The organism is Mesoplasma grammopterae ATCC 49580, from assembly GCF_000701525.1.
Lineage (GTDB): Bacteria > Bacillota_I > Bacilli_A > Mycoplasmatales > Mycoplasmataceae > Mesoplasma > Mesoplasma grammopterae.
In genome coordinates, this window is record NZ_JNJC01000001.1 from 86,253 (window position 1) to 102,252 (window position 16,000).

The following is a 16,000-nucleotide window of genomic DNA, read 5'->3' on the forward strand; positions in this document are numbered from 1 at the left end:
AGTTTTACTAAAAAAACAATAGATTTTTTACAAATTTAAATTTTGTAAAAAAAACCATTCAGATCACTGAATGGTTGGTATTTTATTGGAGGCGGCAATCGGATTCGAACCGATGATCAGGGTGTTGCAGACCCATGCCTTAGCCACTTGGCTATGCCGCCAAATTAAGTACTATATAAGTATATAAAAAAAATCTTATTATGTAAATTAATAGTTGTCATTTACATAATTTTAAAAAAATCAGACATTGCTGTCTGATTAGTTTACTTATTCATTTTATCTATTCTTTTAATTATTAAATATCTATATAAAGTTGAAAAACCTATGTAGATACCTGCAATAATAACTACGAACATAAAGAATCAAACAACACCAGGTATACCTAATAAACCGTCTTTAGCAGGAGTTGTTATTTGTAAAAAGAAATAAGGATATGCATACATTGATGTTGGAGAAGTTCCACCTGATTCTTTTAATAATCCTCTAAGAATTGAGTATACACCATAACTTATTAAAGTGATAATACCTTGCATTCAATTTTTGTGTAAAAACTTAGTTGATATATTTTCTTTTGAATCATGGTTCATACCTAAAATAACATATAACACAAAGGCAATTGGTCCAAATGTATGGAATACTTCATTTTCAATTACTGATGTTGCACTTGGGAATATTGCTTGTAATAATGATTCACCATTTCCTAAGCTGGTTGCAATTACAGTAGGTCTTAAACTTAACTGATAAATTAAGAATGTTATAGTAATAAATGTAGCTGTTAATATTGCACCATTAGTACTAATCAATCCTTTTTCACCTTCATTTTTTGGTTTAATAAATGAAGTTGTCATTCAAACTAAAACTAATATATTACTTAATAAAGTAAAGAATGAAGTTCTAAATCATATATCTTCAAAAGGTTGATAATTTGCATGTAAAGTTTTAGCTTCATCAATTATTGTAAAGTTAATTGTTGAGATTATATTAGGTATATTTTGATCTCCAACTTTTGTAATAATTAATCAATCATAGTTTTTTCCTTCAGCAAATGTTATCAACTCTTCAACTGTTTTGATATTTATTTCGGGATTATTTAAAATATCATTTATTTGCTTTACATAAATACTTGAATCGATAATTGGTTTTAAATAACTCATAAGTAATACAGCGAATAAAATAATAACAAAAGATAATTTAAATCAAAATTTTCAATCACTAACTGAATAGTTATTTGAGAATCATTTATTAACACTTTGTTTTTTTAAAGTAAAATAATTATTTTTCATTGTTTGCTCCTTTTTTTGATCCTTTGTTTGCATTTTTAATAATTATTAAATTATATAAAGAAGTAAATCCAATACAAATACTTGCTATTACTATCATAAAAATTAAAAATAAAACTATTCCTGGTAACTCAATAGCCCCCATTTTTACATTAAGTTCTGTTACTTGTAAGAATGGATAAGGGAAAGCTTGTTGGCTTGATCCTGGAGTACCACCAGCAACTTTTAATAAACCTCTAATTATTGCATATGCTCCGTATGAACAAAGCCCTAAAATACAATAGGTTCAAGTTGTATTTAATTCTTTAAAATTAAATTCTGTTCCTTTTTCTCACTTAACACCAAAAAGTACATAACCTATAAAAAATATTGGTGCAACTGTATGGAACATTTCATTTACAAAATGACTCATAAAATTATTAGCAATTTCCGAAACAGTTATTCTTAGAATTAAGTTATAAAGTAAGAAAGTCACTGTTATATAAGCAGCAAATATAATTGAAGTTCTTTTATTTAAAATACCTTTTTTGCCTTCATTTAAAGGTTTAAATAATGCAACATACATTCAAATTAAGATTAATAAATTGCTTATTAGTGTAAAGAATGAAGACATTTGAATAAATTGTTCAAATGGCTGATAACCTGCATGAAGTAATCCAGCAGATGTTTTATAAAAAATTAATCTTTCTTGTATAGTTTTAGATAAATTTAAATTATCTAAAACTTCTTTTAATTTATCACTAGCTATATCTGAGCTTAGGTTTAAATTATTTATTTGTTTAACTACAGATGACATATTAACAAATAATTGAATGTAACTGAATAGTATAATAAAAGTCATTAATACTGCGAATAAAGTTTTATATCAAAATCTTCAGTCTCTCAATGTATAGTTTTTATATCAAGCTATAAGCTTTTCTTTTTTTAAAGTAAAAAACATATTGCTTCCTTTCAAATAAAAAGTATATAACCTTTTAAAAGATTATATACTAATTTAAATATTAATTTTTACCTGCACGTAATGTATTATATGCATCAATTAATTTTGGATCTAATTCATTATTAAAGAATGGTTGTAATCATGTATCATTGTAACCTGATCCTTTTTGTAAAATAATAGGTTTAAACATATCTGCATATCTATAGTATGTTCCTTCTTCACCATCTTCTGGTGCTGCTGTTGCTGAATGCAATGTTTCAACAAAACCAGTTGGTGTACCTGTTGATTCTGATATATCTTCAGCATGTGCTATAAAGAAGTTAATAAAGTCATAAGCGATATCTTTGTGTGTAGAATCTTTAGACATAACCATATTATCTGAATATATGTTTGTTGTTTGATGAGTTGGTGCACCCTCTTCAGTTGGTTTTTCACCATTTACACCTTCAACTTCAGCGTTAGGTCTACCATATAAGAAGTAAACTTTATTTTCATCTTCATCAGCTTTAGGTTGAATTGAATATGTATCATCATCTTCATCTGTTTCTAAAGTATCTTCACCATTATAAACAACGTTAGCATATGATAAGTCTCCATTATACATAACAGCAAAGTCAAATCTTCCTTCAGCTGCACTTTGAATTAATGAATCACCTTGTAATCCAACTTTTTTATAGCTTAATAATGTTGCTAGTTCTCTTGTAGCTGCATCAATTTGACTTTGTTTAGTTAAATTACCAGTACCATACAATATTTGTCCTGCCATTGCATAAACGTTTTTAGGATCTTCATTTAAAACAACTTCTTTACCAGCTGCTGCTGCATCTCATAAAATTCTTCATGAAAGTTCAGAGTTATTCATTGCATAGTCATAATCTTTATTATATTCTTTATTATCACCAACTATTTCTCATAATGATTCCTCATTTGATTTTAATTTTCTTAATAAAGTTTCTGGATGAGTCTCTAATAATCATTTTATATTAGCTGCATCTGGATTTGAACTTGTTCTGCTTGTTCCCATTGAATTTGGGTTAACAGCAATAACTAAATCTCCTCATAAATAAGGTATAGCATAATCAATAATTGATTGTGTACCTAAACTAGTTTCTTCATATTCTTCTGGTTCAGTGTAATCAACTTTAGATTTATACATAATATCTAAAAGCTCATCACTTATTTGTAATGTTTCACCTTCTTCAGCTTCTTCTTCTGATTGAGTTTTTGTTGTAAATTCTTCTGAAGGTTTTTTACCTTTATTAATTCCTTCTTTAAAATCGCCAAATCCTTCAGATCATGCATTAATTCTTGAATAATCTAAAGGTTCTAACTTACCTTCTTCAGCTAGTTTTTGTACCATATAATCACTAGGCACCATTAAGTCATAGTTAAATGTGTAAAGTTTATTGTAAAGTGTTTCATTTGAATCATATTCTTGATAGTTAACTTTAACATTGTATTCTTTTTCAAATTCTTTAATTAAAGATGGATCAATATATTCTCCTCAGTTACCAATAACTAAATCGTAAATATTATTCATAACAAATGCCACAGTTAATCCTGTAAATGATACTAAGAATAAAAGTGACACTAAAAGTACTTTTCAACTTCTAGCAAAGAAACCTTTTGTAAAGTTTGCTTCATCAATATTTGTTGGGAAGTATTTTTCTTTTTGTTTTGCTATTGCTAACTTAATATGTGTTACTTTTTCATCTTTTGCTTTTATTAAATTATTTTGTTTTGTTTCAAATTTTACAAAAGCTTCATTTTTTAAATTAATTAATTCTTTATCATTTGGATTGTTTGAAATTTTGTTATTTATTTTGCTAGTTACACTTACTTTTCTAAAAGCTTGTGTTGCAACTAAATCTAATCTGCTTGCTAAATCATTAATTTTGCTTTCATTAATTTGTTTAATGTCTTTTAATTTTTCAACAATCATTCTAAGTTTGAAGTTATTTTTTCCTTCTTCAACTTCAATTTTTCATTCTTCATAGTATTTAATTTTTTTGTTATATCAATTAATAGTACTTTTTGAAGGTGCAATTTCTGCTTTAAATTCTTTTTTAAGTTGTTTAATTTTTTTGTTAATTGAAGCAGCTTTTTCTTTTGCTTCTTTTTCTTGTTCATTTAATCATGCAACTTCTTCAGCAAGGAATGTTACTTTTTCTTCTATTTTTTCTAACTGAATAGAAATCTTAGCAGCTTTCTTAATATCTGTTGTTTTAGTTAATTGTTTTTCAAGTTGTTTTTGTTTTGCGATTGCTTTTTTCAATCTAGCACCATATCTTTTTTCACGGTTAATTGTATTTTGCAATTTATATCTTTTTCATTCTAATTTTGCTATTTTTTTATCATAGTTTTTTGAATTAGCTATTTTAAGTTTAAATTTTAATACGTAAAACTTAAATCATATTGATAACTTGAAAGAGATTTTTCTTTTTGTTCCAGTATTCAATGAATCTTTTAACATTTGAATTTCTTTTTCTAATTTATATATTTCTTTAGTTTTGTATGTACCATTTTTAATTTGTAATTTTGTTGTTTCTTTTTTATCTTGAGCAAATAAGAAAGCGTTTCAAATAATTACACCTGCTGCAATGATTCCTACCATTATTGTTCCAAATGCAAAAATATAAGGTTTAATTCTTTTTGCTGAATAAATAAATGACGCAACGTTTGTTTGAGCTCCACCTGTAAAATATGAAATGATGAAGTCATCAAAACTCATTGCAAATGCTATGATGGTTGCAATAATAATTGCTGGTTTTAAAATAGGTAAAATAATTTTAAATATAACAGTACTTGTTTTAGCACCTAAATCATAACTAGCTTCAACTATTGATTTATCTACTTTTCTAAGTCTTGGCATAACTGTAATTAAAACATACGGAACGTTAAATGAAACGTGGGCCATAATTAAAGTTAAAATACCAAATTTTAATCCACATATCAAAAATACTACCATTAAAGCAACAGCTGTAATAATGTCAGCATTAATTAATGGAATGTTTGCAATTGACATTCATTTGCTTTGTTTTCTTTTTGTTAATCTGCTAAGTCCAATAGCAGCCATAACTCCGATTACAACACTAATCATTGTTGAAACTACAGCAACAAAAAGTGAAGTAATAATTGATTTAATAAAAGGTGAGTTTTTAAAAAACTCTTCGTATCATCTTGTACTAAAACCCATTCAGTTTGAAACTGATGAACCACTATTGAAAGAGAATAATACCATTATTCCAATAGGGACATATATTACTAAAAGGATTAAAGCAAAGTAAGTTGATCTGACGAATCTTTTCATGCTTTTGCTCCTTTCTTCTCAAATTTATTTGTAAAGAATTTTGAGACCATCATTAATAAGAATACCATTGCTGCCAATACTACACTTATCGCAGCTCCAAATCCAAAGTCACTTCCTTTAAAGAAATATGACTCAATAATTGATGTAATTAAATTGATTTTTCCATTACCCATGTATTGCACAACAATAAGTGATGTTGCAGCTTGTAATAATACTAAAGTAATAGCTGTAATAACTCCAGGCATTGATGATCTTAAAGTAACACCTCAAAATGTTTTATACTTTGAACACCCTAAGTCCATAGCTGCTTCTTCGATATCTCTTCTTCTTGAATCTAAAGAATCATAAATTGGAGTTATTGCAAAAGGAATAAACATATATGTCATTCCAATAATAATTGCTATTTGTGTTCCTAAAGCACTTGGTGCCATGATTAAAAATAAACTTCTTAACCCTAGAACTTTTAATAACATTGAAATTCACATTGGCATTGTAACTAATAATCACATATTTTTAGCCAATATTTTTGATTTCATTTCAGACATAATTAATGCAATAGGGTATCCTAAAAGAATACACATCACTGAAGCAATAAATGCATAAGCGATTGTTAATCCCATTGACATCATAATATTTCCGTTTTTAAATAATCTGATAAATTTTTCTAAACTTATCTCAAACATTTTTAAGTCACCACTTGGTTGAACTATAGAATACACAACAATTGAAATGATAGGAATAATAACCAATAGAGTCATTACTATAAAAAATGGTAATAATATTGGTCAAACCTTACCTTTGGTAAAGTTAAATAATTTAGTTTTACCTAAAACTTTATTAATTTCTTTAATCTTTTGACGAACTTTTACTTTATTTTCACGAGCAATTTGATTATCAATTGCTGTGTCTAATTGTTCTTGATCAAAAGTATTTGAAATTTGTTTTTCTTTTTTACTCATTAAACTATTCTACTTCTTTTCACATTACATGAATAGCTTCATCATTTCATTTAATAGACACTTTATCATCTACTTTAAATGCTTGAGTTGTGTGTATTTTTCAAATTCTTTTTTTAGTTGTTTCAACCAATAATTCTCAGTGCACTCCTTTAAAAGTTGTGTGCATAACTGTTCCATTAAAAAATCCTGTATTTGTTTTTTTAATTTCAATATCTTCTGGTCTAATTACTATGTCAATTGACTTTTCATTTTCACCGAAGTTAGTATCATCACAAACAAATGTTTTTCCATCTATTTGAACTTTATTATCTTCAATAAACATTCCATCTTCAATAATGTTTGATTGTCCAATGAATTTTGCTACTCATAAATTTTCTGGTTCATTATAAATATCTTCAGGTGTACCAATTTGTTGTATTGAACCTTCGTTCATAACAACAACACGATCACTAATACTTAAAGCTTCTTCTTGATCATGAGATACCATTAAAAATGTAATACCTATTTCTCTTTGTAATCTTTTTAATTCTTCACGCATATGTTGTCTTAACTGTACATCAAGTGCTGCTAATGGTTCATCTAATAATAAAACTTTTGGTTTCATAACTAGAGCTCTTGCAATTGCTACACGTTGTTTTTGACCACCAGAAAGATCATTGATATTTCTATCTTCAAAACCTTCTAATCCAACTTGTCTTAATTGTTTTAAGACTTCACGTTGTAAAATATCTTTTTTAGTTTTTTTAGTTCTCAAACCAAACGCAATGTTATCAAATACATTTAAATGTGGAAATAGTGCATAAGATTGAAAAATTGTATTAAATTGTCTTTTGTTAATTGGAATTGGCAATAAGTCTTTGCCTTCGAACATAATTTGTCCACTATTTGGTTTTTCAAAACCTGCTACGATTCTTAAAGTTGTTGTTTTACCACAACCTGAAGGTCCTAAAAGAGTAATAAATTCCCCTTCTTTGATATTTAAATCTATACCTTTTAAAACAACTTTACCATCATAGTCTTTAGTCACATTACGTAACTCTAAGATGTTATTTTCCATTTTGGTCTCCTCATTTTTCTTCATATATGATTGTTGAGTTTAAACTCAAAAAAACATGTCATTATATGACAAAATAGAAGTCGTTATTAATAAGACTTCCTACTTAAGGGAGAGACTTTCAGTTTCTAAAATAGTTTCAAAAATTTGGGTATGGCTAAATGCAACATCTAATCATTCAAGAATTAGATATTGTTGTGAATTTGAAATTTCTCTAAATTGTAATAAATTCATAGCTTACCTCCTTTTAAAACAACTAAATAAATTTTATATTAATTATTAAAAAAATGGTGAAAATATTTGCATTTAAAGTATTAAAAAATGAAGCTAAAAGAGCTTCATTAAAAATAATAATTTATTTAAAAATATTTTTAAATAAATAATCTCCAACTCCACCTTCTCCGGCAGTTAAATCTGTAACATCATCAGCAGCTTCTTTAACAATATCTTTTGCATTTTTCATAGCAATACCTTTACCTGCTCATTTAATTGCTGCTATGTCATTTTCTCCATCTCCAAAGTAAATAACGTCTTTAGCATCAATGTTTAATTGTTCTGTAACATATTTCAATCCGTATGCTTTATCAACTCCAATTGGGTTTAATTCGATATTAGCATGTGCGTCTGAAACATAACTAAATGCAAAAATTGAAACATTATTATTTTCAGCTAATTTTCTAAATTTATCCATATGTTTGGCTTTTCCAAAACATATAAATTTACTTACTTTTAATTTACTAAAATCTGTTTTTTTATTGTAGCTAATTAATTTTTGTCTTTTTGATTTAAACTTCATAAAAGTTCTAAATGCACTTATTTTTTTATTGCAGTAAGCATATTTTTCATTTTCAGAATATGCAAAAATTCTAATTTTATTTTCATTAGCACAATCAAATAATTCAATTGTTAATTTTGTGTCAAAAGATACTGTGTAATAAATTTTTAATTCGCCTTTATCTTTATGATTAAAACTAAAAGATTGACCACCGTTTTGTGAAACAAATGGATATGAAGAATTTTCTATTTTTAATTCTTTTGCAATGTGATGTATTGATGATAAATTTCTACCTGTTGCTATTATTACTGGTATGTTTAATTCTTTTGCTTTTAAGATTGCATCTTTTGTTGTTTGGTGAATTCCAGTTTTATGATCTAAGACCGTTCCATCGATATCTATTGCTATCATTTTTATCATTTAAGTTACCTCTTTGTATTTAAATAAATTATACTTTATGGAACATTAATAAAAAAGAAAACTAAGAATAAATCTTAGTTTTTTTATTTCAAATGTTCTAGAAAACTTAATGCTCCTAAATATTGAACAGTTTGGTTGGCAAACATATTTGATTTTTTAATAATTTTAGTTATTTCTTCTGTTGAAAAATTTGTGTCAACATCGATAGAAACATATTCACTTATTAAATTTGAAATGAAAGCATCACCAGCTCCAGTAGTATCAACTAAATGTTCAGCTAATACTGTTGGAACATAGTTTATTTGATTTTTTCATCCAAAAATAGTATCTTCACACCCACGTGTTATACAAACTAATGCATTTGGGTTTCTTTGCATTATAGTTTTAACTGCTTCTTCTTGGTTTTTAATTTCTGTTAACAAAAATAATTCATCTTCTGAAAATTTTATTAAGCTTGCTTTATCCATAAATTTTTGGCAATGATTTTTAAAATTTTTGATTTCTTTATCAGTAACTCAAAGTTTATCTCTAAAGTTTGGGTCAAAAGAAAATTTTATATTATTTTTAATAGCAAATTCAAATAGCTCATTGTATGATTCTTTTAAATTACCTTCTAAAAAACCTGTTGCACTTCCAAAATGTATAAAATCTATTTTTGAAAGTTTTTCATTTGATTCTTTTGAAAGACTATAATCAGCATCACTATTTCTTATGAATTGAAAAAATCTTTCTTTGTTTTCATCTAGTGTAACTTTAGCAATAGTTGTTGGCTTGTCACTCAATTGAATAAAATCTTCTTTAACATTAAATTTTTTAACAAAATCTTTTATTGGTGATACAAACTCATCATTACCAAGACTACCCATAAAATAACTGTTATTTTGTTTTAAAGCACCTATTGAACAAGCAACATTAAATGATGCTCCACCAACTTCGCTTTTAATTGTGTTATTTTCTGAATAAACATCCATTAACACTTCTCCAATTGAAACTATATTTTTCATATTATTGTCCTTTTATCTCATTATTGAATATTATATTATTTCAATTATATGAATACCCTTTTAATTGATTAATTTTTACATTTTTTAAATTTGTTAGAATTTTGTTATGTTCATTTATATAGAATCTTACTGAAACAGCGTGTTCACCTTCATTAATAAAGATTTCCATAACACTTCTATCTACTAAAATTCTGATACTTTGAACATTTAAATTATCTAAGTTAATTAAAGGAGGTAAATTTTCATCATCTTTGAAAGTTGCTTCAGATCTATCTATTCTAAATTTATTATCAATATTAGATATTTTTATATTTTCGTTTTTTTCATTTTTTATTAATATTTCAAAATTATTTTTAATATCGGTTGCACATATTTCAGTTAAACCATTTTCATATGTATAAATATTTTCAAAACCTTTAATTTCTTTTACTCTTAGTTCATCCAATTCTTTTATTGGTACTTGATATAATTTATTATTTTTAACAAATAAATCTCTTGGAAGTGTTAGTTGATTACTTCATGTTGTAAGCTCTGGTGGGAATGGACTAGATTTTGAATTACCCAATCATCCCAACATAATTACTCTTTCTCCAGTATTACTAAATACTTGAGGGGCATAAAAGTCAAAACCTAAATCAATTTTTAATAAATTGGTTTTATAAGTGAAATTTATATCATTATCAATTTCAACTTCTCTATATTTAACATAGTGACTTCCATCTTTTAATGGTGCATCTTGTTCTAAACATGCGAAAACATATTCTCTTCCATCCAATTTAAAATAATTAGGACACTCTAGCATGTAAGCATTTTGTTCATTAGCTTCATCAAATTTAATATCTTTGAAATTTTCTCAATTTGATCCATTAAATTTGTAAACATTTAGCATTGCTTTTAAATCTTTTGTTTGAGCTCCGTTAAGCATATACAATTGATTATTTTTTTCAAAAACAATTGGATCTCTATAGTGACCTGTATATTTAGTTAAATCTGCTTCAAAAAGTAATTCTTTTGTTACTAATTTTTCTTTTAAGTCTATAAATGCCTTTAATGTATATGCTGTTCTATCAACATCATTAAATTTTACATTACCTGTATAATATATTTCAATTTCATCATTTTCATTTATTCTAGCGCTTCCTGAAAAAACTCCATTAATATCGTACTTTGTTGAAGGTATTAAAGTTAAACCTTCATAGTTATAATTAATAAAATCAGATGTTGTATATAATGCTCATGATTTATTAAAGTGTTGGATGCTAAATGGGCAGCTTTGCATAAAGATATAATATTTTCCTTTATGATATGTTAATCCATTAGGGTCATTAGTAGAACCTGAATATCCAGCTAAATGAAACTGATTATTGTATCAATCGCTTTGTTTTTTATCATGTCATTTTTGAATATCTTCAAGATCATTATTGCTTATTAAGCTATATTTTTCTTTTTGCATGTCATTATTCTCCTTTGTTTTTTCTAAATTTGATTTTGTCAAATTTTACTTTTGCTTTTAACTCATCAAATTTTAAACCTAATTTAGTTTTTTTAGCTTCTACGCCTTCTTTAAATAAAAAGAATGTTAATAAGAATGCTGATCCAAAGGCTATAATGTTAACACCTATAATTCCCAATAGTTTAACTCAATCTCCTGTATAAAGTAATAATCCAGGTACTACAGTTACTCCCATTCCTGGACATGTAACATTCAACACTCCTGCAAATAAACCACCAAAGAATGCACCAATAGATGCATATATAAATGGTTTTACTTTAGGCAAGTTTGTACCAAATATAGCAGGTTCTGTGATTCCAAAGAATGTTGAAAGTGCTGCAGAAAAACCTAATTCTTTATCTGATTTGTCTTTAGCTTTTATAGCTATCGCCATTGCAGCTCCACCCTGTGAAATAATTGATGCTGTTCATATTGCATTGAATATTGAACCTGCAGGGTCTGCTCCGTTAGCCCCTAGTAAACTTCCATCAATAACAAGTTGCATTTCAAGTCCTTGTAATACTTGGTGGCAACCAGTAATAACAATACCTTGTAAAAGACCTGCAATAATAGCTGTTCCAAATCCGTATTTAATTCCTAATATCGCTTTTGTTGCAATTAATATTCCTTGTTCAACCATTAATAAAATTGGTCCAAAGAAAAATAATGCAATTAGTAAAGCAAATGAAATGGTTAAGAATGGTGTAAAAATCATATTAACTGATTTTGGCATTCATGATTTAATTCATTTTTCTAAATATGCTACTACAATACCTATTATTAAAGCTGGTAAAACTGAACCCTGATAACCTGTAATAGGTATTATTCAAAATTTTATAGCTGTTATTGGCGCACCCATTGTTGCATCAACTAAAATTTCTTTTGACGCATCATCAATTATTGGAGCAGTTCCCATTCATTTTAAACCTGCATTATTTCAATAATCATATATTTGATTTATATTTAAACCTTTACTTGATTGATCATTAAAGAAATCTAATTGTGCATTGTACGCTGCAATTGATCCTTTGTTTGGCAATAACGGACTAACTAACATTAATCCAATAATAATACCTAATACAGGATTTCCACCAAATCTTTTAACAGTTGATCAACAAACTAAAACTGCTAATGAGTCAAATGCTGTTTTAGTAATAATATCAACAATAATTCATAATAATGAATTAAGTTCAGCTCCTGATGGTTTTAAAATTTGTTTTAATAACGCAGCCACACCCATTGCTAATCCAGCTGCTACAATAGCAGGAATGATAGGAACAAATATGTCTCCTAAAACTCTCATACCTTTTTGGATTTGTCCAAAAAATCCTGATTTATTTCTTAAAGCTTCTTTATTGGCTTTAGCTTGTAATTTAAAGTCTTCTAATTTATCATTACTCAATTTTTCATTTAAAGTTAAATTACTTACTTCCATTTCTTTTTGAACTTCTTCATAAACAGCTTCAACAACACCACTACCTAAAATAATTTGTAGTTGATTTTGTGAATAGTTTATTCCTTTTGTTAATGGAGATGCTTTTATTTCAGCTTCATTAACTTTTGTTTTATCAATAAGATTTAATCTTAATCTTGTAACACAGTGAAGGTAAGATTCAATGTTTGACTTACCTCCAACTGCCTCGATAAAACGTTTGGCTTCAAACGCATAATCTTTCTTTTTCATTTTCTCTCTCTTTACATTTTTATTTTCTTCACTCTATAAAATCTCATTTAAAGAATTTAGGTTTATATCTACTGATTCTATACTCAAGTAGCTCTCCAAAAATTCCGTAAACATTTCCCTCATCAACAATATATCCTTGAAGTTTGTCATCATTAAACGTTTTATAAATTTCGTCATCATTAATATTTTCAAAATATATTTTTTTTGATGAATGACTTACTTTTGAAGAAGTTTTTTCTTCAATATATTTCATAAATCCGTAATGATTTAAATAATCTAATCTTAAATCATTGCATAGGTTTTTTGGAACCATGCTTTCTTGATAAAGAATAATTTCTTTAGAGTCTTTATTTTTTCTTAAACATTTAAAATGTATGACTTTTGATCCCACATAAAAATTTGTCTTTTTTGATAATTCTTCTGTTATTAAAATTTCCTTCAAATCATAATATGTATTAGTTGAATTAGGAAATAATTCTCTAAAACTAAAAAGCAAATTATTTTTAATTTTATCTTGAACTACATATCCTTTTCCATTTACAGCTTTTACAATTTTTAGCTCAATTAATTTATTAAAAGCCATTCTAATCGGTTGTTCACTGTACTTAAATTTTGTTTTAAGCATATTTTGACTTGGTAAAACTTCCCCTGCTCCAACTTTATTCTCTCTTATTAAGTGCATTAAATAATCAAAAACTATCTCTCATTTTTTGTCCATTACTTTTATCCTTCATACTAATAATTAATTTTAATTATACTAATTTTCAGATGGATTTAAGTAATTTTTAATTGATTGTTTTCCTCAATCTGTTCTTAACAATAATGCAGATGTCCCGGCAGTTGCAAAAACAGAAATTAACATTGCAATTATTATGTGAACTCCCATAGGTATTCCTGTTAATATTGCATGAATATTATTCGCTTCAATATATTTTTTAGTATCTACTGTATTTCAATCGAATTGAACTAATCCTATTCAAGATGCACTTCCTAGTGAATTTGCCATAGTATGTGTCATTCCTAATCATCATCCAGCAAAAGCAGAACCAATAGCTGCTGAAATGAATAATGGTTTAATTTGTAAATTAATTCCAAACATTGCAGGTTCAGTAATTCCTGTATATCCTCCGAATGTTGATGAAATAGCCTTTGATCTTTCAACTTTATCTTTTGTATAAAATACTAACATTAATGCTGCTGTACCTTGTGCTATGTTTGAAACGCAAGCTACAGGAGTAATAAATGATAATGAATGACCGAATTGTAAATTACTATCTACAAGCAATTGAGTTTCAATTGGCAAGAATCCTTGGTGTAATCCTGTTATTACTAAGAATGGATAGAATCCTGCAAAAACCATTCCACCAAAACCAATAAAGTTTCAGTTAGTATATTTAAATAATCCTGATAATCCCAATGATATACCTTTTCCAATTATTTCTCCTAATGGAGCTATCGCTCAGAAAGCTAATCATGAAGATAATATAACTGTTGCCAATGGCACAACTATAATTGCCACAACTTGCGGTGTTCATCTTTTTAATACTCTTTCAATGTTTACTGATAATCCAATAACTAATAAAACTGGAACTATCTGAGCTTGATATCCAATCAACTTAATTTTAAAAAATCCAGAGAATATTGTGTAATAAGTACCAACTATTTTGTCAAGCATGATTGTTATATTTTCTGGTTCAGGTAAATTATTGTCAGATAAATATTTATAGAATGCCTCTAATCTTGCATTTTGTATTATATCGCTTGGAGTATTAATATCAAATCCTAATTGTATAGGAGTATTGGTTGAGTATCTGTTAAGTAAAGCTGGTGAAACTAAAACTAATCCTATAGCCATTCCTATAAAAGGATTACCTCCTCACTTTTTAGCAGCGGTATATCCTACGAATACTGGGATTGATCCCATAATACCCCCACCAATTACATCAAGTAATTTTGCAAATCCTGTATTAGGTGATATTTGATTAACCAATGACATAATTGCTAATGACATACCTCCAGCAATAAATACTGGAACTAGTGGCACAAAAATTGAAGCAAATGAATTCATTCCTCTTTTTGAAATCATTAGCATATTTGATTTTGTTGATAATTTTTTATTTCAAAATTTTTGCTTATTTTCTGGTTTTAAATCATTATTATTTAATGAATTATTATTTAAAATCAAATCTATTTCTTTATAAACTTTGTCAACTATACCTGCTCCTATAATGATTTGGTGTTGATTTTCTTGTTTTTTATAACCTTTAAAAAGTTTAGTTTTTTTAAGTTCTTCTAAGTTAAATTTTACATCGTCTTTAAGAATTATTCTTAATCTTGTAGCACAATGATATATTTCTTGTATATTTTCTTTTCCGCCTAGTAATTCAATAATTTCTAATGCGTAAGCTTTTCAATTGATCTTTTTCATAAATCCCCTTTGCATAATTTATATTTTATTAAAAAATAATTTATTTTCATATTTGAAAAATACCTATGATTATAACTTTTGATATAAAAAAAGAAGCTCTTAAGCTTCTTCGATTAGATCATTTGATTTTTTAGTTTCATTTTTAAAGAATATTATTTTTATTTGTGGTTGTATTGTAATACTGTAACCAACAAGTAATAACAACATAACCCCAAATACTTTTCATGTATCAGAATCTTGATTGATAACAAAAGTAATATCAGCTGCCATCATCATTGCTGTGGCAATTGTTAATACAATCAATGTTGTAATACTAATAATCATTGTTTGAAATGGTTTTCTAAAAAATAATTTTAGAATAGGTAATATCATTGATGCTCAAACTAAAATTATTCCAGTTAAAGCTAATGCAAAATATTGTTTATTATTTTCTGTTTCTTTTGTAACATTTGCTAAGTTAATTGAATCCTTAAATCCAATGCTATAAAAAGCTACTAAAGCTAGGATACCAAAAATCATAACATTGACACATACAGCCATGTTTAAAATAAGTTTTTTAAAATTTTTCATATTGTCCTCTTTCTTTATTTTAATATTATACTATTATTTATTTTTAAAAAATAAAAATAACGATTTAATCTCGTTATTCTTAAA

12 protein-coding genes and 1 tRNA gene are annotated in these 16,000 nt (G+C 26.8%); all 13 read right to left on the reverse strand.

The window, feature by feature from the left end; all coding sequences use genetic code 4:
• Positions 1 to 86: 86 nt before the first annotated feature.
• A tRNA-Cys gene (locus T314_RS0100445) sits at positions 87 to 161 on the reverse strand.
• Positions 162 to 263: 102 nt separating this feature from the next.
• The gene (locus tag T314_RS0100450) at positions 264 to 1,283 is read right to left on the reverse strand and encodes a Pr6Pr family membrane protein (protein ID WP_029511707.1); all 1,020 of its coding nucleotides are present in this window, start codon (positions 1,281 to 1,283) and stop codon (positions 264 to 266) included.
• The gene (locus tag T314_RS0100455; RefSeq protein WP_029511708.1) at positions 1,273 to 2,220 is read right to left on the reverse strand and encodes a Pr6Pr family membrane protein; all 948 of its coding nucleotides are present in this window, start codon (positions 2,218 to 2,220) and stop codon (positions 1,273 to 1,275) included. Before T314_RS0100455 ends, T314_RS0100450 begins: the two co-directional genes overlap by 11 nt.
• A 61-nt stretch (positions 2,221 to 2,281) precedes the next feature.
• Positions 2,282 to 5,530 carry a spermidine/putrescine ABC transporter permease/substrate-binding protein gene (gene potCD, locus T314_RS0100460; protein ID WP_029511709.1) on the reverse strand — a complete coding sequence of 1,083 codons (3,249 nt, stop codon included), beginning with the start codon at positions 5,528 to 5,530 and terminating at the stop codon, positions 2,282 to 2,284.
• Positions 5,494 to 6,489, reverse strand: a complete 996-nt coding sequence (potB, locus tag T314_RS0100465; protein WP_011183408.1) for a spermidine/putrescine ABC transporter permease — start codon at positions 6,487 to 6,489, stop codon at positions 5,494 to 5,496. The genes potCD and potB overlap by 37 nt, the downstream gene beginning before the upstream one ends.
• 4 nt (positions 6,490 to 6,493) lie before the next feature.
• Entirely contained in the window at positions 6,494 to 7,546 is a 1,053-nt protein-coding gene (potA, locus tag T314_RS0100470) for a spermidine/putrescine ABC transporter ATP-binding protein (RefSeq protein ID WP_029511710.1), read from the reverse strand.
• Positions 7,547 to 7,898: 352 nt separating this feature from the next.
• Positions 7,899 to 8,738 (reverse strand): Cof-type HAD-IIB family hydrolase, encoded by an 840-nt coding sequence (locus tag T314_RS0100485; protein WP_029511711.1) that lies wholly within the window; start codon positions 8,736 to 8,738, stop codon positions 7,899 to 7,901.
• Between the two features lie 83 nt (positions 8,739 to 8,821).
• On the reverse strand, positions 8,822 to 9,742 hold the full coding sequence (locus tag T314_RS0100490; RefSeq protein WP_029511712.1) for a carbohydrate kinase family protein: 921 nt from the start codon (positions 9,740 to 9,742) through the stop codon (positions 8,822 to 8,824).
• Position 9,743: 1 nt separating this feature from the next.
• Entirely contained in the window at positions 9,744 to 11,195 is a 1,452-nt protein-coding gene (locus T314_RS0100495) for a glycoside hydrolase family 32 protein (RefSeq protein ID WP_084322442.1), read from the reverse strand.
• A 4-nt stretch (positions 11,196 to 11,199) separates the two neighbouring features.
• Complete coding sequence (locus tag T314_RS03795; protein ID WP_036237390.1) at positions 11,200 to 12,918, reverse strand: PTS transporter subunit EIIC; 1,719 nt, start codon at positions 12,916 to 12,918, stop codon at positions 11,200 to 11,202.
• A gap of 19 nt (positions 12,919 to 12,937) precedes the next feature.
• Positions 12,938 to 13,636 carry a GntR family transcriptional regulator gene (locus T314_RS0100505; protein WP_029511715.1) on the reverse strand — a complete coding sequence of 233 codons (699 nt, stop codon included), beginning with the start codon at positions 13,634 to 13,636 and terminating at the stop codon, positions 12,938 to 12,940.
• Between the two features lie 39 nt (positions 13,637 to 13,675).
• Positions 13,676 to 15,346: a PTS transporter subunit EIIC gene (locus T314_RS0100510; RefSeq protein ID WP_029511716.1), complete on the reverse strand. Its 1,671-nt coding sequence runs from the start codon at positions 15,344 to 15,346 to the stop codon at positions 13,676 to 13,678.
• Between the two features lie 99 nt (positions 15,347 to 15,445).
• On the reverse strand, positions 15,446 to 15,916 hold the full coding sequence (locus T314_RS0100515; protein ID WP_029511717.1) for a hypothetical protein: 471 nt from the start codon (positions 15,914 to 15,916) through the stop codon (positions 15,446 to 15,448).
• Between the last annotated feature and the right edge of the window lie 84 nt (positions 15,917 to 16,000).